At 57.8% G+C, this 16970-nt stretch carries 12 protein-coding genes, 1 tRNA gene and 1 pseudogene; 9 read left to right on the forward strand and 5 right to left on the reverse strand.

Annotated features, from left to right (window positions below):
• The first annotated feature begins 865 nt into the window (after positions 1–865).
• A complete protein-coding gene (locus tag IVB40_RS32770) occupies positions 866–1831 on the forward strand; it encodes a site-specific integrase (protein ID WP_247817469.1) in 966 nt (321 codons plus the stop codon).
• 23 nt (positions 1832–1854) lie between these two features.
• Complete coding sequence (locus IVB40_RS32775; protein ID WP_247817470.1) at positions 1855–2424, forward strand: hypothetical protein; 570 nt, start codon at positions 1855–1857, stop codon at positions 2422–2424.
• A 936-nt stretch (positions 2425–3360) separates the two neighbouring features.
• Here the strand turns inward: IVB40_RS32775 and IVB40_RS32780 are convergent.
• The 3 genes from IVB40_RS32780 to IVB40_RS32790 form a co-directional block, all read right to left on the reverse strand.
• The gene (locus IVB40_RS32780; protein ID WP_247817471.1) at positions 3361–4167 is read right to left on the reverse strand and encodes a class I SAM-dependent methyltransferase; all 807 of its coding nucleotides are present in this window, start codon (positions 4165–4167) and stop codon (positions 3361–3363) included.
• Positions 4167–6146 (reverse strand): hypothetical protein, encoded by a 1980-nt coding sequence (locus IVB40_RS32785; RefSeq protein ID WP_247817472.1) that lies wholly within the window; start codon positions 6144–6146, stop codon positions 4167–4169. Before IVB40_RS32785 ends, IVB40_RS32780 begins: the two co-directional genes overlap by 1 nt.
• A gap of 91 nt (positions 6147–6237) precedes the next feature.
• Positions 6238–7761 (reverse strand): hypothetical protein, encoded by a 1524-nt coding sequence (locus tag IVB40_RS32790; protein WP_247817473.1) that lies wholly within the window; start codon positions 7759–7761, stop codon positions 6238–6240.
• Positions 7762–8194: 433 nt separating this feature from the next.
• On the opposite strand from IVB40_RS32790, the pseudogene IVB40_RS32795 reads away from it, so the two are divergent.
• The 7 genes and pseudogenes from IVB40_RS32795 to IVB40_RS32825 all read left to right on the forward strand — a co-directional run.
• Positions 8195–8539, forward strand: a pseudogene (locus tag IVB40_RS32795) (hypothetical protein); the annotation flags it as partial.
• 954 nt (positions 8540–9493) lie between these two features.
• Positions 9494–9988 carry a type II toxin-antitoxin system antitoxin SocA domain-containing protein gene (locus IVB40_RS32800; protein ID WP_247817474.1) on the forward strand — a complete coding sequence of 165 codons (495 nt, stop codon included), beginning with the start codon at positions 9494–9496 and terminating at the stop codon, positions 9986–9988.
• Positions 9989–10714: 726 nt separating this feature from the next.
• On the forward strand, positions 10715–11551 hold the full coding sequence (locus IVB40_RS32805) for a type I restriction enzyme HsdR N-terminal domain-containing protein (protein WP_247817475.1): 837 nt from the start codon (positions 10715–10717) through the stop codon (positions 11549–11551).
• A gap of 101 nt (positions 11552–11652) precedes the next feature.
• On the forward strand, positions 11653–12381 hold the full coding sequence (locus IVB40_RS32810; RefSeq protein ID WP_247817476.1) for a TIGR02391 family protein: 729 nt from the start codon (positions 11653–11655) through the stop codon (positions 12379–12381).
• Positions 12382–12495: 114 nt separating this feature from the next.
• Positions 12496–13086, forward strand: coding sequence for a hypothetical protein (locus IVB40_RS32815; protein WP_247817477.1), 591 nt, complete (start codon positions 12496–12498; stop codon positions 13084–13086).
• Positions 13087–13150: 64 nt separating this feature from the next.
• Positions 13151–13759, forward strand: a complete 609-nt coding sequence (locus tag IVB40_RS32820) for a hypothetical protein (protein WP_247817479.1) — start codon at positions 13151–13153, stop codon at positions 13757–13759.
• Positions 13760–13778: 19 nt separating this feature from the next.
• Positions 13779–14654, forward strand: a complete 876-nt coding sequence (locus IVB40_RS32825) for a hypothetical protein (RefSeq protein WP_247817481.1) — start codon at positions 13779–13781, stop codon at positions 14652–14654.
• A gap of 511 nt (positions 14655–15165) precedes the next feature.
• Here IVB40_RS32825 and IVB40_RS32830 read toward each other — a convergent pair.
• Both IVB40_RS32830 and IVB40_RS32835 read right to left on the reverse strand, forming a co-directional pair.
• Positions 15166–15242, reverse strand: a tRNA-Arg gene (locus IVB40_RS32830).
• A gap of 162 nt (positions 15243–15404) precedes the next feature.
• A complete protein-coding gene (locus IVB40_RS32835) occupies positions 15405–16904 on the reverse strand; it encodes a HAMP domain-containing sensor histidine kinase (protein WP_027565784.1) in 1500 nt (499 codons plus the stop codon).
• Between the last annotated feature and the right edge of the window lie 66 nt (positions 16905–16970).

Raw genomic sequence — 16970 nt, forward strand, 5'->3', positions numbered from 1 at the left:
CCCGCGCTCGGGACGGGGGTGGGGTAAAATCGCTTTGGTAAAGGAAATCAAAGGCTTTGCCCTTCAGAACAACGGCAGATCAACGGGCCCTTGGATCAGGAAATGTCACGTCGTCGCGTCTCCTCCGCTGGCGTAATTACGAGACCAATACGCGCGCGCGCGCGAGGAGCGGGAGGACAAGTAATGACAAGGTGCATGTAAACAAATGTGAACAAAACTAAACCCTCGGCGGGAGAGCAACGAAAACATCGCCGGAGGTAACAATTGCGCCTCTGGCGTAGTTTCTGCGCATTACGCGCGCCGGGTGCTTGGCAACAAATGGCAAGGTGCAATGGTAGGAAATGGTAGCTCAGCCGGCGGGGAGTTAGCTCCTGAAAGCCGTTCTGCATCAGCGATGTAGGCAATCAAATACTGCCGTTCTCTAGTCGTCATCGAGCAGCGGATTTGCCACAACGGGCCGCTTGTGTCTCTTCCGCAGCAGATCGTTGAATGCCTCGATTGCGAGCGCGTTTAGCGTCGTGTCGGACTCCGCAGCCAATATCCGCAGCGCTCGCCAGCCCTCAGGGTTCATCCTGACAATTAGCGCCTTAAACGCCCCAGGGTCACGGGACGCGAGACGGCCGGCTTTCTTGCGAGGCATGGCGTTGGGCTCGTGTGTGCCAACTGAAACCGCGCTGGGGCGGCTGCTGGCGCGGTTGCGTGGGGTGTCGAGCCTATGTCGACATGACCTGATGATACAGGGGATTAACAGGGCGAACCGCTGGAATGAGATCAAACAATCAACCGCAGCTCTGTGCTTGTGTGATAGCACGATATCAGATAGGTATTGATAACGCTTCTTCTCACTACCTATGGAACTCAAGCAATGACTTCCGTTCCCGTGCTAGCCGAGGGCGTCAGTCTCCCGGCCACCATCGCTCCCGATCTGGCCGCAGCCGTCTCCTTTGCCAAGGCCGAGAAAGCGCCAGCTACTCGCAGGGCCTACGAGACCGACTTTCGGCTGTTCCGCTCGTATTGCGAGGAGAAGGCCGCGAGCTCGTTGCCGGCGCTTGCTGAAACCGTAGCGGCTTATCTGGCGCACGGCGTTGCGGAAGGCGCTAAGGCGTCGACGCTCGGCCGGCGCCTCGCCGCGATCCGGTACGCGCACAAGCTGGCGTTCCTGGCGACGCCCACCGATAGCGAGGCGGTCAAGGCCACGCTCCGCGGCATTCGCCGCACCATTGGCGCAGCGAAGGTCAAGAAGGCGCCGGCCGTGGCGAGCCGTATCAAGGCCATGGTTGCCGCGTGCCCAGCGACCATTGCCGGCAAGCGCGACCGCGCGCTGTTGCTCTTGGGGTTCGGCGGTGCGTTTCGCCGCTCTGAGCTCGTCGCCCTTGACGTGGAGCACATCGAGGAGACGCCAGAGGGACTGCTGGTCCTCATTGCCAAGTCCAAGACGGACCAGGACGCCGAGGGCGTCACCATCGCTGTGGCGCGCGGATCCGCTGAAGCTTGCCCCGTCGTCGCCCTGTGCGACTGGCTGGACGCTGCCGGTATCGGGGCGGGCCCGGTCTTCCGGCCGATCAATAAGGCGGGGGTGGTCAGCGCCGAGCGTCTGACGGACCAATCGGTCGCCCTTGTCGTGAAGGCGTACGCGCGACGCGTCGGGCTTGATGCCGGCGTGTTCTCCGGCCACTCCCTTCGCCGAGGCTTCCTCACCTCATCGGCCGCTGCCGGTAAGTCCATCTTCCGAATGAAGGATGTGAGCCGCCATAAGTCGGTGGACACGCTTGCCGGGTATATCCAGGAGGCGGAGCTATTCAAAGAACATGCTGGCGCCGGCCTGCTCTGAACGCAAAGCGGTAAGGATTTAACATGACCGAGACTCCCGAAGAATTAAGGCAGCGTGTCCAGCAGCTCGATAATGCCTTCTTCGAGGAAGTTGAGCGGCGCATCAAACCCCTTCGGGATAGATCCCTTGAGTATGAAAAGCTGGCGATAAGCTATTCGGAGAAGGGCTTTCAAACGCTCACTTATCTAAATGGCGGAGCGCTTGTCGCTATCCCAGCGGCCCTTTCCTTCTTCAAGGCCGAGGTGCCCGGCGCATCTGTGATGTGGACTGCCGCGGCCTTCATCTTGGGACTCTTATTTGTGGTGGCGGCTCAGGGTGCCGCCTTCTTCACGATGGCCCGCAGAGCGGAAGCGAATAGCTTCTTGATGAATGCGCAGTTTAATCGGATGGCGTCCCTTCGATATCCACCAGAGCACGACGATCACAAAGCCCGCTGGGCAAGTTCCACCTCAGACGACAATCGGGCAAATAAGAAACTGGGGCATTCCGATGTCTGGCGGATCGTCGGCCTTACTTTTTTTGTGTGTGCCCTTCTTGCTTTCATCGGCGGGTGTTTGCTAGGCGCACACGCCGTGCTGGCAGTGAAGGGGTGACGGAGGGCGGCGTCCGCCGAGCTATTGCGCCGGTTGAAGCGATCACCTGAGATGAGGCCGCTCTTGTCGAAAGGAAGACCGCTGGCGTGACCCGGCGGCCACCTCTTCGGTCTTCTCAGTTTACGCCCCGAAGGCTCAGCGAAGCCGCTGCGCATCTGGAGGCCGAGATAATAGCTGTAGGGACGGCTGACGTGATGGGCGCGACCGCGGCAGGGAAGTTCGTCGGCATAGTCGGCCTTCGCTCGGGCGTGAGCTTCCATCATGATTTTCGAGAGGAAAGCGCCACGCTGTCTACGCGATTTGATATCAGCCGTGCGGCGTGTCGCGCTGCGATTGCTCCCACCGCGGGGGCCGATGAGGCTTCCGATGGGCAGAGCAAACTCGGGCATAGCTCCGCCGCTCCCTGACAATGGGTTCGGCATCATCATCCTCTTTATGTTGAAGCCATCCGAACTCTTCGCTCGGTATGCATAGCGACAATCGTTATACCGACCCACGTCAGTCGATTTTCGTTAGGCTTGCCGTTCTTTCGTCAGACATGGATATGGCGCATGCGTCGATGGCGGAGGGAAAATGCTTACAGCCGCACAGTATCGGGCCGCCCGTGGGCTCGTGGAAATGTCGCAAGCGAGCTCGCTAAGAATGCGAACGTCGAGAAAAGTACGGTCCGGAATTTTGAAGCCGAAAGGTCTGTGCCGATGGCTAACAATCTGGACGCTATCAGGCTTGTTCTGGAAAAAGCTGGCGTCGCATTTATCCCAGAGAACGGAGGCGGCACCGGAGTGAGACTGGCCAAGCGCGGGAAAAAGAAGTGACCGCGTTCGGAGCGCGATCAATGCTAACGTGGTTTCTTTTGCGTGCCGTCGTCCTCATGGGCCGACCATCCGCCAGCATCTTGACGCAGAGGCAATCTATTCCTTAGCCTAACGGCCTCAGCTACGTGCGGGTAAGCAAGTAGGACGGAAGGCCACCCAACATGACATTTTTGTGGACGTAAAGACGATCCCAGAACGGAGGGAAAACTTTGGCGCTTCGCATGTAGCCCGTAAAAGACGCGCGCTCCCCGCGAATGTAAGCGATGCTAGCCCTAAGTTGCAGCAGCAGCAGATATTGAACGGTGACGATAGTCGCTGGAATGAAGATGATATTCTCTACGCCCGCCGCTGCCATGTTGGAGAAGATGGTTCGCCAGGCTTCGTTTGTGAAATGGGGATCGACACGATACATCAGCACAGCGGAGCAATCAGGCTGCGGCTGCACCCCGGACCAATCGCCTTGAGCTATGTCAAACTGGATGACGTTTGCCTCGTGGAAGACATTGCGGAGTCGCGCGACGTTCGCCGGTGCATATTCAGATGCCGTTATGTGCATCGATGGCATTTCCTGCTTCAGGAAGTACTCCAAAGCCCCGGCGCCAACGCCGACAGAGTGAACATCTGTAATTCCCCGCACACGCAGTTCTCTTTCGATTTGCGCTGCGCGCTGCTTCAAGGCCAGGTCTTGTCCATCCTTCGACTCCGATAGGCTGGCGAGCCACTTGTCCCGGGTTTCCTGAACAACGAAATGCGGATGCTGGGTTCGCAGCGCATCCCACGATTCAGCCGAATGGAGTTCGCTGTCTTTCAGCGTCTCGGCAACGCCTCCAAAATAATAGTAATGCGGGCGTGTCAATGGCACCCAGACCGGAAGATTCACTAGCGGCAGCCAGCTTAATTTGCGTGCAAGGTCGCCTAAAAGTCCCATCACAACCCCGGCGCCGTCGGCGCCGCCTTTTTCTCAATGAGAGGCACAATGTCTGAAGACCGGAACAACCAACCGTACTTAAAGCCCTGCTGGACATCGATGAACATAGCCAAATAACCGGCCCGGCGCAAAATTTGATTTTCGCACCAATTTCGGTTGCTCATGTTTCTGCTGATAATCACGTAATCGACCGACTGCGCTTTCCAAGCATTCAGACGTCCCCTGAGGTCGCCTTCGGTCGAACAACCACCGAAGCCGGCGCTGACCCAATTTTGACCGGGAGCCTGATAGAAAGGAGGCATATAATCGTAGCCAACCGTAACCGGGCCAGCCTGGTGCGTCTCGATATAACGACCGATCGGATGAGCTGTTTCGCCCCATCCCGCCCACATCCACCAGATGTAGCGCTGCATGTCGATCGCCGCGGCATTGTCAATATCGCGGTCGCGAAAGACGTTCTTGTAGCCGAGATAAGATGGATCGGCCTGAAAGACAGAGAGCAATGTCGCCGCGGCGATGGCTACTTGCAGAGCCTGCGCGGCCAATATCGGCAGCTCGCTGAAGGCGATCAGCACCGGGTAAATGCCATAGAATGTAAGCAGAAGACTGACCAGCACCAAGTATTTTGGGTCGAGGGGCATATCCGCAAGACTGAACCCCACCAGCATCGCGGCGGGAACGAGGAGCAAGTGCGTGAAAGCAATGGCATGCGGGTTAAAAAGCTCCGGATGCCTTCGTCTCTGGAAAAGAAACAACGGGGCCGCCGCAAGGATCATGAGCACAGACATTTCCGGCAACGTGTAGAAGATTGAACGCGCCATACTGAAGAACGTCTTGGCGTGCTGGATGGCCGCGCTGTGATCAAGCGTCGTCATCGCAGTGTTTGCGATGCGTTTTGAGACGTAGATCGATTGAGCCTCAAGCTGCTCAGCGTTGAGGCCATTTCCGGGGATTGTCGGATCGAAAATGACGTTCTGTTGAAAGAAAAAGGCCGAGACGCCGATTGCTATGATTGTGAGCGCGGCGAAGAGCAAAAATCCAGTATTAAGTTGACGCCGGAGATTCAGGGGTGATCTGGCACGCAGTCTTGGGCAGATTTGGTAAAGCGCAACGATCGAGCCGGCAACAACGAGGAGCATCCAAGGACGAATGTTGACCAGATAGAGATGGATGTTGCCGAAGAGCTCGGTCACGCTCGTCGGGTGCAGCCATATTTTGGGAACGAAGAGGATTGCCGTTGCGATAAAAACGCCAACAAACGTCAGCAGAAATTTGGCCGCCCGTTTCGCCGCCATCCAACGATTGTCAACAGAAAAGGGGATAGCAACAAGCTCAAAGCAAACGAGCAGGGTCGTGACAAAGAGAGTCGTGTCTTTCTCCAGATAAGCGAGACCGCAGAACATCGCCGTCAGATGAATGCTATACCGCCCCAAGAATGAGCGCGGCGGTTCACGATTATTTTGCTGTGCGCAGATGTAGAAAAGGACTGCTGACGCCGACAGCAATGTGGACAAGGCGTCGTATTTCAGAACTTTGCAGACCGCCTTGAGCATTGGAAAGTTGAGGAACACACAAAGCACGAACAGAAACGTTCCGGCGGCCATGGCGCTTGGCTGGGCCAGCCTGATGAACCTCGTAGTCACAAAAAAGATCAATCCCAGCGATATCAAAGCCTGGACAAAAACGAACGGTAGATACGGCGTGTAACGGACGCTGCCAGCAATGACATCGTTGGGTTCATAAAACGTATTCAATACCTTTCGCACGGCGGCGCCAGGTATCGCCACGACAAGTTGTGATGCGAGCGACCCCTCGGCGAGGACCGTGGAACGAGGGCTGGAGAGGAACCTGTGCATGCGATCCGACGTCAGGTCCTGGTCGGCCGTTGGATATTGAGATAACTCGGTGAAGTAGGTTGCGATCGAAGCAGTCGCGATTGCGAGCAATGTGAGTGTGAGAGCGACCTGTAAAATGCGCACCGTCGAGTCCTCTGTAACAGCCTGTTGGCCGGACAATTACATTCGGCGTGTACCGAGGCTTCTCTTAAATCACTTAGTCCACATGGCGCAGCTATATAGCTAGTGTGTCACATCCCCTGCCGTAGCAGTATACCTCCTGATCATCAACGGCCCCGACCCTCTTGAAGCGCGTTCGGATATAAGACGTGTTCTCGGCGCCGATGGTGTCGCCGAGCCGGTTGCCGATAAACAATATCGGCTTTTTGTCTCCGTCCGCTGTGGCAATGAGCTGGTCCATCTGGCAGGTATGATGTGCAAACGGGACCGGCAGATAGTCGTCCATCACTACGTCGCACGGCGACGCGGCGGAGACCTTGTAGTGCCGGACGTGGGCAACTATTGGCTCGATGTGGTTCAGTTGCAAAATTTCGGGATTGGAAGTGATGATCAGCGCGTCTGCCGTCAAAGCGAAACTGCGCAGCGCGCTCCATTTGCGCCATTCCGGCGGTGGCCGTTTGACTCCGAGGGCGTAAACTCGCTGCGCGCTATGGATCGCGGATGACGGGCTTGATCCAACGACGGCAGTGAATAGCATTAGGAGTGCGGCCGCAGCGGAGCGAGCGTATCCGGAGCTACTGCCACTCGTTTGCTGATCGTTAACAGCTGTGGCGCAGATTGCCAGTACCAGAGCGGGCCAAAGTGGCGAGACGTAATAGTCGTAATTGGCCGGCATTGTAACGCATACCGACGCGAAGGTGACGGCAAAGATGACCGTGGCCGGGATCGCCAGCGAGTGTGCCACCGATTTACCTTGCCGCCACACGTAAGCGACCGTGGCGATCAGAACCAACAACATTGGCAGCGGCGAGTCGGCTAGGACTTCAAGCGGGTACGTGACGCTTGGATTGCCGGCGAACAAGCGTACGCCGCCCGTGACATTCATAAAGACGTTTGGGATGTATGGCTCGCTCAGGTGCCAGAACACGGCCGATAGAAATCCGGCCAACGGTGCTACGACCATCGGCGACATCAGCGCCGCACGACGACATAGTGGATCAAGAGGATAAAGAGACAGCCCCGCCGCACAAAGCAGCCCAGGAACAAAGACGACGAAGTGCTCATGGCTTGAAGCGGCAAGGATGCAGGTAAGCAGATAAAGCCATCCGGCTCCGTTCCACCGGAGTGGTCGCCACAGTACGGCCTGGCATACCGCCAGTGAAACGAACAGGATGTAAATCATATACATCCGGGCCGACTCTGCGGCCTTCAGCATCGTTGGCAGCGTGCCCACCGCTAAGACCCACAGGGGGCTTAACCACGACGGGCCGCGTTCCCTTAGCATCAGCGCCGGCAAGAGAAGCAACAAACCGTACGCCGCAATCGACGCCCCGCGCCAGCCGAGCGGGTTATCGCCAAACAACGCGATAGAGGCTGCGGTGAGATAGTGCGGGATCAGGGAACGGAAATAAATCTGCTGAGACGGCACGCGCGGCAAACCCGTGGCGGTGATCTGCCGGGATGCGAAGATGGATGTGGCCTCGTCGGAGCTTGCGAGAGTCGTCGCGCTTGAGTGGATCGCAACCGCGGCAACAAAGCAGGCGATGAGCACACCGACAATCACATAGCTGGAACGCACTCTGCCAAACCTCAACAATCAATCCCTTACTTTAATAGGTGGCAAAGAGAACGAGTTTTAGTCGCTGCCGCGCTCCCGGCTCCAGGTGATCATGAGCCCACCATGGAGCACCAGGCAGTGCCTATGAATGGCTTCGCAGTCCCTTTTGGCTGATGTCGCCCCGTCGGTCTACACCATCCAGCAGTTTTGCGTTCCCGGGCGGGTGAATGCAGATTTTTGCACGGAAATGGTGCCCAGGGGCGGGATCGAACCACCGACACTGCGATTTTCAGTCGTTTAACAGAAATCTTGGGCGATTGCAGGGGCCAAAGTAGGCCAAGCGTCGCTTTGATCATCTCCGCGGGCCGACGGGCTTTGGTTGACGCATCGCGATGCTTCGGGAGCGAATCAGCCGGCGTCAAATTGAATCCCGGTCTTTTTGGTGGAGTTGCGTATGCGTTCCTCGCCCTCGATCGTGCCGGCAGATCGTCTCGACCGCGACATCTACATCGTGCTTGAGGACTTTGGCGCGCGTGCCGGCTGCGCCTGGCGCGAGACTGACGAACAGGACACCGATCTTGAAACCGTGCTGCAAGGCCTCCTGTCCGGCCAGTACGTCTATCCGGTTCGGATCGTGTGCTTCAACGCAACCGAAGGATGGTCCCGCGACGCGACCTCCGACGTGGCCGACGCGCTGGCGCAGCGCGCGGCCGACGGCGATGACGATGTCTCGTCCGCGCTGCAGGGCTTCATCAGGGCCAACGGCACCAGGCGCTTTGACGTACAGCTTGCGCTGCCTTGCGGGGAGCTGCGTGATGTTCCGGGAGGGCAAGCCGGAAGGCCCTGCGCCCCAAGGCGAGAGCGACCATTTCATCCGCTGCACGATCTGCGGCAAGATGCTGGACATGCGCGACCTCGGCGACGTCCTCGACCATCTGCACGGTCAGCCGATCGAGGAAGAGCCCGCGACGCACTGGCGAAGGGACCGCGGCCAGCGGTGTTAGATTACGGCCGAAAGCAGGGCTCGTCAGCGTTGCCCGAGACGCCGGGTCATGTTGATGACAAAGGCGATTGGTGCGCCCAGCAGCAGGCCAATCAGGCCGCAGAAGGCCGCATCCACCACCGTCCTTAGAGGGCCCGAGGCGGTTAACGCTCCGATTGCCACGCCGAGTAAGCCGCAGCCCACAACCGATACGATCAGCGTGCGGTCGTTGTGGGCCTCAGCCCGCAGCCGTCGCAGTTCGCGAGGGTTATGCACATACGGCCCGGCCGGCTCTCGGGAGCCGCAATGCGGGCAACTCGCTGCAGAAAATGAGACCCCGTGCCCGCAGTCATGACATCCGATTAATTCAGGGGTTTTTGCTCGCGCGCGCATGGCGACGTTGTACCGATCAAACCCTCAGACTGCTAGGACGACAGGCGCATAGTGACGTTTGCTGAGCCCCCTAAAGCGAGGTGTTCGGGTATGCGCTGGCCAGCCTCGGTGAATAGCTGCACGCCGGATACCTGCTTCCCTGCTGCAACCGGCCTTCGCGGGTCGCGCGCCTGGTCAACAGCATCTCCTCTGCCTTGAACTCGTGGACGAACGGCAAAGGCCAGCGAGTTCGGATCGCAGGATTTCGAACTCGAATCAAAGCGAGCAGCGAATGGTCGGCCGAACGTTAATCTTTGGAACAGCTTGACAGGCTTAGACTTTTGAGTCCGTGACCGGCGATTCGGCCCGTGCTATAATGATCCTGTTGGGAGCCAGAAATTGCCAAAGACTTACAATGCCAATCAAGTCGCCGAATACTTTCTCGCAAAGACTAACGAAGAGGTCGGCGACCAAATCTCGAACCTGAAACTTCAGAAGCTGTGCTACTACGCGCAGGGATTAGCCCTGGCCGCACGCAAGGCGGCCCTGTTCGATAATCGGATCGAGGCTTGGGCCCACGGGCCCGTTGTGCCTGTGCTCTATCAAATGTACCGCGATCATGGTGCGAACGGCATCCCTGCTCCAAAGGACTTCAATCTTCAAGATTATGATGCTGCCGATCGCATGATCTTGGACGACGTGTACGATTACTACGGGCAATATTCAGCTTGGCGCCTAAGGGAAATGACGCATGTCGAGACGCCCTGGAAAGATGCGTATGAGCGGGGAATGAACAACCTCATTACTCATGAGGCTTTGACGGATTTTTTTGCAGGGCAAGTCGCGGCGGATTATTCTGAAAAGTATGAGCAAATTTCCCGGGGCCAAGCCTAAGAAATCCGCATTCGGAAAAGCGTCAAACGACACGGTCACGCCTGACCCTGATCGTTTGCCGCCCATATTTTCGTTTGAATACATGAAGGGTGGGAACGGTTACAGTGTCGACTGCTGCAACGATGATCACCGGTCAGCGCTCTCCACTCGTCTTTTTCGCCTGACGCAGCTTTCGTGGATGGAGATCCGCAACGCTCCGCGGCACGGCTTCGGATCTGAGACTATTGCTAAGGATCGCATCAAGCCCGCGCTCCCGCCGGCGGTAACCGAGGACGTCAGGATCATTGCTCTCCGATACAATGGACTCTGTCCTATGGTCGGATTCCGCGATGGTCGCGTATTTCATGTCCTATTTTTAGACCATTCGATGGATTGCTACCCTCACGGCTAATCCTGGGCCGAATGTGAATCCCCGAATTGCATCTTGTACTCACGATCGGACTTTCACGCCCATGATCCGGCCGCCCTAGATGACCTCTCGCGACTTGGTGCTCATGGCGGAGAAATCGCGGGCCGCCCGAAATCACAAGCCGCTACGTCTCGCGAGCCCGGCCTTCCGACTCCACTAGTCCTTCGTCAACATAGACGAGCGGCTAAAACAGTGCAGGTCCGTCTCGCAGAAGGCTACCGCGCTTCCCGATGATGGGTAGGCTCCATTTCGACTAAATGGGGCTTGTGCTCGCCGAAAGGTTGCATGATGCTCGCCCAATATTCGGGGAGCGAATCATGGCTAAAATTTCAACTAAGGTCGCTACGCGGATCACCACTCAACTCAAGAGGTATCAAAGCGTATTAGCAGGTCTGCTGAAGCGCGATGTCAGCGAAGCCGACACGGTCACCGTCATCAACGATATGCTTACCGACATCTGCGGCTATGACAAATATCTGCATATCACTAGTCAGTATGCGATCCGCGGCACCTACGTTGATCTTGCTGTGAAGACTGACGACGACATCAGGTTCATCATCGAAGTCAAAGCTATCGGGATCGATCTCAAGGATGCCCACGTCAAGCAGGCAATCGATTACGCTGCGAATGAGGGTATCGAGTGGGTCGTGCTCACGAACGGCGCCCACTGGCGAATCTATAAGGTCCATTTTGGTCAACCTATTGAGAAGATCCTTGTTTGCGAACTGGACGCCATCGGGGAAAGCGCCAAGAGCCCGGGAGCCCTAGAGTGCTTTGGAAACTTGAGCCGGGAAGGCTTTTCTAAGAGCACGATGGCCGAGTTTCTGCTGCACAAGCAGGTCACGAACAAGTTCACTGTCGCGGCCGTCCTGCAGACTGACTTCATCCTTGAGGTTCTACGCCGTGAGATTCGTCGGATGAGTTCCGGCGTGAGGGTGGAAGTCGACTATCTGAAGACGCTGTTGCGCGAGGAGGTCATCAAGCGCGACCTGGTTGATAGCGATGAAGCGAAGGCGGCTCTCCAGAACATCAAGCGCTTGCAGCGGGCTGCCACTCGGAAGAAGACCGCCATCAAGCCTGTCGACGAAGCGCCGATAGTTGCAGCGGTTGAGGATGCATCCGCCTCCCTCCCGCGAGCAGTTGCCAGTCCCTGAACATAGTACCGTTTCCTAGTTGGGCGGCTCGGCCCGACGTTCGAATCGCGATACCGTCGAGCGGGGTGGCGCTAGTTTAGGCTTACGGAGAGTGTTCCAAAGTGCCGAAGCCTTTCAATCAGTCTTTCAAGTCGACCGAGCAGTTGGAACGAGCTACGCCCGAGCAGATTGGCATTGCCATTGTACTCCATATGCAAGTGCAAGCCGGGCGGCGGTTCTCCCCTCACAACTTTCAATCCGAAATCAATTCCATGTTCGGCAACCAGGGCTCGCCGCCCTGGCTTATGCAGAGGGTCTCGGAAGGGACGATGTGGGCCCAGCAGATGCTCCTCGCGGTGCCTGACCTGAGCCAGCCGCATGCGGTATGGTACGTGTTAAGTAGAACGGGTGCTCAGTTTCAGCCAGAGACTGATCTGGAGAGACTTCAAATCGAACGGCTACTTCCCGAGTTTCTATTACACCCAGATGTGACAGCCGCTTCAGTGGAGATATTCAAGATAGGGCGCTACGACGCTGCCGTTTTCGAGGCGTTCAAGCTGGTTGAGACCAGAATACGAGAAGCCGCACGGCTTCCAGCGGAAGCACATGGCATGCCGATGGTCGCCAAAGCGTTCAATGCGGAAAGTGGACCGCTGACGCTCGTTTCCGACCCGGCCGGCGAACGTCAGGGCATGCAGCAATTTATGGCCGGCGCCGTCAGCGTCTTCAAAAACCCGAGAAGCCACAGGAATGTTGATCTGTCCGACCCGAAAGAGGCCGCGGAGATGTTGATTATTGCGAGCCACCTCTTGCGTATCGTTGGCGGTCGGCAACTTCAGCTCGAGAAGTAGTCACCTAGTGAGTGGAAGCGAGTAGCTGAGCCTCGGATGCCAGCTATTCTTTGCTAATACCCCTGGAAGCCGCCGCTCGCTCCACGATTCAAGCATCAGAATGAGAACTCTCTAATGTCTTATGAAGATGAAGAAAAGACGCTCGCAAATAGAAGCGATATCTTGGTTGAAAGCTTTCGCGCGGCACTACGTATCGCCGAGCGCTACCTCTTCATTGCGCTGGCTACTGCGGCAGTAGCTTTCGCTATTCAAAGCAGTAGCTCAAAGACAATCGACCTGTTTAATGTTCACCTCGAAGTGCCGACGAACCAGGTGACCCTTGCATCCTTCGCCGTCTCGTGGTGCACAGCATGGCTGAGCTGGGTGTATGTGAGGCACGCTGCTCGAATCGTTGGAATAAGCGCAGGTCACATAAATCGACTGGAATATGAAACGGCTCTCGCTGTGCTTACGCATCCATCGCTGTTCACGCTCCGAAGCGGCTGGATGCGCTGGTTGATTATCTTCGTCACTGGCTGTCTCATTCTCAGCGCGTATGGGGAAGTTTACATCACATCATTTCCTCCGAGTTGGCTTCAGAGCGCGTCCATTGTCTTCCTAGAGTTGCCGTATGTACTTATGCTTTTCTCGGCGGGCGTGAAATTTCGCGATACTAAGCAAAATGCATTAATGCAAATTCTGTCTCGTATGCGGTCGCAGCGATAAAGCGACGCCGCTGTCACTGTTGATCTATTATTCAGCTGCATGAGCAAACTGACAAGTGGGTGCCATGGCGAGCAATTCGGCGACTACTATCCCATGTAAGATAACACTCGACAGGTTACTGAAAGAAATTATTCCCTATCGGATGTACGCGGTCAGCGCACTCAGCTTGGCAAGCCGGTTGCAAGCAGAAGCGGATCAGCCGAAAGCGCTTGAGATCTACATCGACGGGAAACTGCGGATTGAAGGCAACCTATTTGCTTTTTCCAACCCAGCGATCGAGGCGGGCTTAGTTCATTGTCGCGCACTGCTGGAATTTTTGGGGCTGACCGCGAATCGCTATGGCCGCATCGTCAACGTCAGCGGCCGTCGGCCCACCGATGTTGGGATAGAGAGTTTCTCAAATGCGGGCGGCAGACTGTCGATGGTCAGCCCCGAAGCCGCACTTGCTCGGTATGACGGAGGTAAAGAGGAAGCCAACAAAGCTCTGCTGGCCGTCTTTCAAATAACGAACAGGGGGATTGCCCATGTAACAGAAGACCTTCTGGACAATCCTGAACATGGGCGCCTGATTGAGATTGCGAGCCGAGGAGTGCCGTCGCTGGTGGTCAGTTATCTATACACGCCATTGGGATTGCCAGCGCCAGACTACAAGCTCACGCATCGGATAGCATAACCGAGGGACTGGTTCAGTCATGTCTACTGCCCGGATTCTAATCAAGCACGGCGATGTCCGCTACCGGCTGTTGAAGGTCGAGGCCGCATCTGACGGATCGCTAATCTGCCTTCTCGACAAAGATCCTCAACCATTGAAGGGAGGAATACGAGTGGAGACGGGCAAGCTGATTGCTGAGGCTGATCTCGAAAAGCCAGTACCGTATGGACGCTTTAGTATTCACACGACCGGAGAGATTCACCGTTACTCGGGCGGGCAGCGGAAGGACACGATACACATTGAGCCGTTGCATCAACTGACGAAAGCTCATGCCGTCGGATACTTCTCCATCCCGACTCCAGAGCGTCTCGACACTTACGACGCAAGCAAGCATACGGCTGACGTTGTTGAGACGCTTGAAATCCCAACCGAGGTGTCGGAACGGCTCACATTTTTGCTCGAAATCGGTCCGAAGGCGCTAAAAGTTGCTACCTATGGAATCGGGTTGAGTTATGAGCTTTATACGCTGGTGTCTCGCTCGGCGGCGGCGAGATTGCCGGAGGAACTGGCCGCGTCCTTTGTGGAAGCCGCCGCATTGACTGTTTTCGATTCTAGGCAGATCCAAAAAGATGAGGCGGAGTTGCGTTTCTACCAAAAGATCTACGGCCAGGGCAGTTTCGTATTTCGGGAAAATGGAGGAGCGTATGTCGCACTGACCTCTGTGCCTATGGCTCGTGCGCCGACAATGAGAGTTGAGTTTGATGGGTCTGAATTATCGATCGAGACAATTCCTTTTGACGCACAGAATAAGCCAACCCATAAGGTGCGCTTCTGGATTCGTGACAAGGGCGGCCGCAACAAGCAGCATGATCTCCGGGAACATATCCGATCCGTTGTTTTTGATGCCCGCCTCTAGAAGCACAAAAGGGAATTGATTATCCACGCCTATGGCTATGGCTCTGTTGCGTACTTCCTAGCCCCACCATTGGAAGCAGGCTCCGTTGACTGGGTCCATCACCAACCCGCCGTTCCGATTGGCAGAGGATTTCATCAAGCGAGCGCTGATCGGGGCCAGGCACAGCGTGCCATCTTGGCGCGGACCGTTTTCATCGAGAGCGTCGGACGGTATCGCGAGATTTTGGAGCTAACGCCCCAACCAAATTCGCTCAGTTCACTGAGCGCGTTCCGATCGTGAAGGGCAGGCTTGACCGAAAGGCATCTACCGCCGGGCTCCGCCTGGATTGTCTGGGAAAAAAAGGTGAAACGGCCTGCACGTCTGGTCTGGGTGCCGCCTTACCGGAAAGGTCGAGAGCGGGCCGACGATTACTAAACTAAGCGGCACCTGTCGCAAATGCGTCCCCAGCGCGTCCCCAATATCTTCGCCGGGGCGTCGCCGAACCGAAATAGCGCGAAATACCGGAAAAAACTGGCGCGCCCGGAACGATTCGAACGTCCGACCCTCAGATTCGTAGTCTGATGCTCTATCCAGCTGAGCTACGGGCGCGTTTTTCGCTGACAGTGCGGGCGTGGCCCGCAGGCAGCCCCCGGCGACGCCGGGGGGGTGCGAAAGAGCGCTCTGACTAACCGCTCTTGCCCCGATTGGCAAGGTCCGGATTGGGGAGATTTTGCTGGGAAATGAGAGTTTCCGCACTCAACCGCGAGCCGACTATGCCCGCGCCCGCTCGTTACGGACGGAGAGCAGTTCCACGGGGCGGTCGGGGATGACGATCCGGAAGGTGGCGCCGATGGTGCCTTCGACCAGATGGATGTCGCCGCCATGGGCGCGGACCAGCTCGGCGGCGATGGCAAGGCCGAGGCCGCTGCCGCCGGGGCGGCCGGAGGTCTGGAACGCCTCGAACAGGTGATCGCGGGTCCTCTGGGGCACGCCGGGGCCGGTGTCGGAGACCTCGAGGATGGCGACCGCGCCCTCGCGTTTTCCCGTGATCCGGATCTGCTGCGCGCCGCCCTCGGCCGAGGCATGGCTTTCCAGCGCCTGGGCGGCGTTGCGGACGAGGTTGAGCAGCACGCGAAACAGCTGGTCGGGATCGGCGTCGACCGCGAGCCCGCGCTCGATTGCGGCGACCCAGGAGATCGAGGCGTCGGAGGCAAGGCCGGCGGTCTCGCGCACCTCCAGCACCACCGGCTCGATCATGATCATGCGCCGGTCGGGCGCGGCTTCCTGGGCGCGGCCATAGGACAATGTCGACTGGCAGAAGGCGATGGCGCGCTCGAGCGAGCGCACGAGCTTTGGCGCAAAGCGCTGCACCCGCGGATCCGGCACGCTGGCGAGCTGGTCCGACAGGAGTTGCGCCGAGGCCAGCAGATTGCGCAGATCGTGATTGATCTTGGACACTGCGAGGCCGAGGGCGGCGAGTCGGCTCTTCTGATGCAGCATCGACATCAGGTCGCGTTGCATGTCCGACAATTCGCGCTCGGCGACCCCGATCTCGTCGCTGCGCTGGCTCGGCACGATGATCCCCGCCGAACTCTCGGGATTTTCGTGGAAGCCGACCAGGCTCGCGGTCAGCCGCCGCATCGGGCGCACGAAGAGATAATGCATGGCGAGATAGACGAGGCCGGCGGTCAGCACCGCGATGATGAGCGCGACCACCACGACGTTGCGGGAGAAGCGGTACATCGACTGCCGCAGCGGCAGCTCGTCCGTGACGATCTCCATGAACTGGGCGTTGCCGACGCCCGGCCCGACGATCCGGATGGCCTGGTTGCCGGTCTCCAGCATCATCCGGAACGAGCCGGTGATCGCCTCCCACGCCGTCATGTCGCGCAGGTCGATGTCGTGCTCGATCGCCGCGGGCAGATTGTCGCTGGCGAGCAGACGCCGCTGCTGGCCCATCTTGATGGCGACGGCGCGGGCATTGATGCTCTTCAGGATCTGGCGCGAGAGCGAATCGGGGACCATGCCGAGCGGCGCGGCATCGAGCACCAGCGCCGCCGTGTTGGCCGCCGCGACGCGGTCGTTGAGCCGGTTGACCCAGAAGTTGGCGATGGCGGGCACGTAGAGCAGGATGGCCGCGATCATCACCAGGGGAACGGTGAGCAGCAGCAGCTTGCCGGATAGCCCAAGCCCGCGAGTCCCCCGCGGCAGCGCCGTCGGCGGGTCCCGCTGATCCCCATCCTGGATCGGCTGGAGGTCTGTCGCTGCCACGAAATTCGCCCTCGCTGCCTTTACCGGATTAAAGATATCGCCTGGTGAAGGGTCTTGGCGCGTATC

It is taken from the genome of Bradyrhizobium sp. 40 (genome assembly GCF_023100925.1).
Taxonomy (GTDB): Bacteria; Pseudomonadota; Alphaproteobacteria; order Rhizobiales; family Xanthobacteraceae; genus Bradyrhizobium.

Excerpts from the sequence above, each read along its gene's own strand:
- IVB40_RS32770 (WP_247817469.1), top strand. The coding sequence starts at position 866 with ATGACTTCCGTTCCCGTGCTAGCCGAGGGCGTCAGTCTCCCGGCCACC.
- IVB40_RS32775 (WP_247817470.1), top strand. The coding sequence starts at position 1,855 with ATGACCGAGACTCCCGAAGAATTAAGGCAGCGTGTCCAGCAGCTCGAT.
- IVB40_RS32780 (WP_247817471.1), bottom strand. The coding sequence starts at position 4,167 with ATGGGACTTTTAGGCGACCTTGCACGCAAATTAAGCTGGCTGCCGCTA.
- IVB40_RS32805 (WP_247817475.1), top strand. The coding sequence starts at position 10,715 with ATGGCTAAAATTTCAACTAAGGTCGCTACGCGGATCACCACTCAACTC.
- IVB40_RS32815 (WP_247817477.1), top strand. The coding sequence starts at position 12,496 with ATGTCTTATGAAGATGAAGAAAAGACGCTCGCAAATAGAAGCGATATC.
- IVB40_RS32820 (WP_247817479.1), top strand. The coding sequence starts at position 13,151 with ATGGCGAGCAATTCGGCGACTACTATCCCATGTAAGATAACACTCGAC.
- IVB40_RS32825 (WP_247817481.1), top strand. The coding sequence starts at position 13,779 with ATGTCTACTGCCCGGATTCTAATCAAGCACGGCGATGTCCGCTACCGG.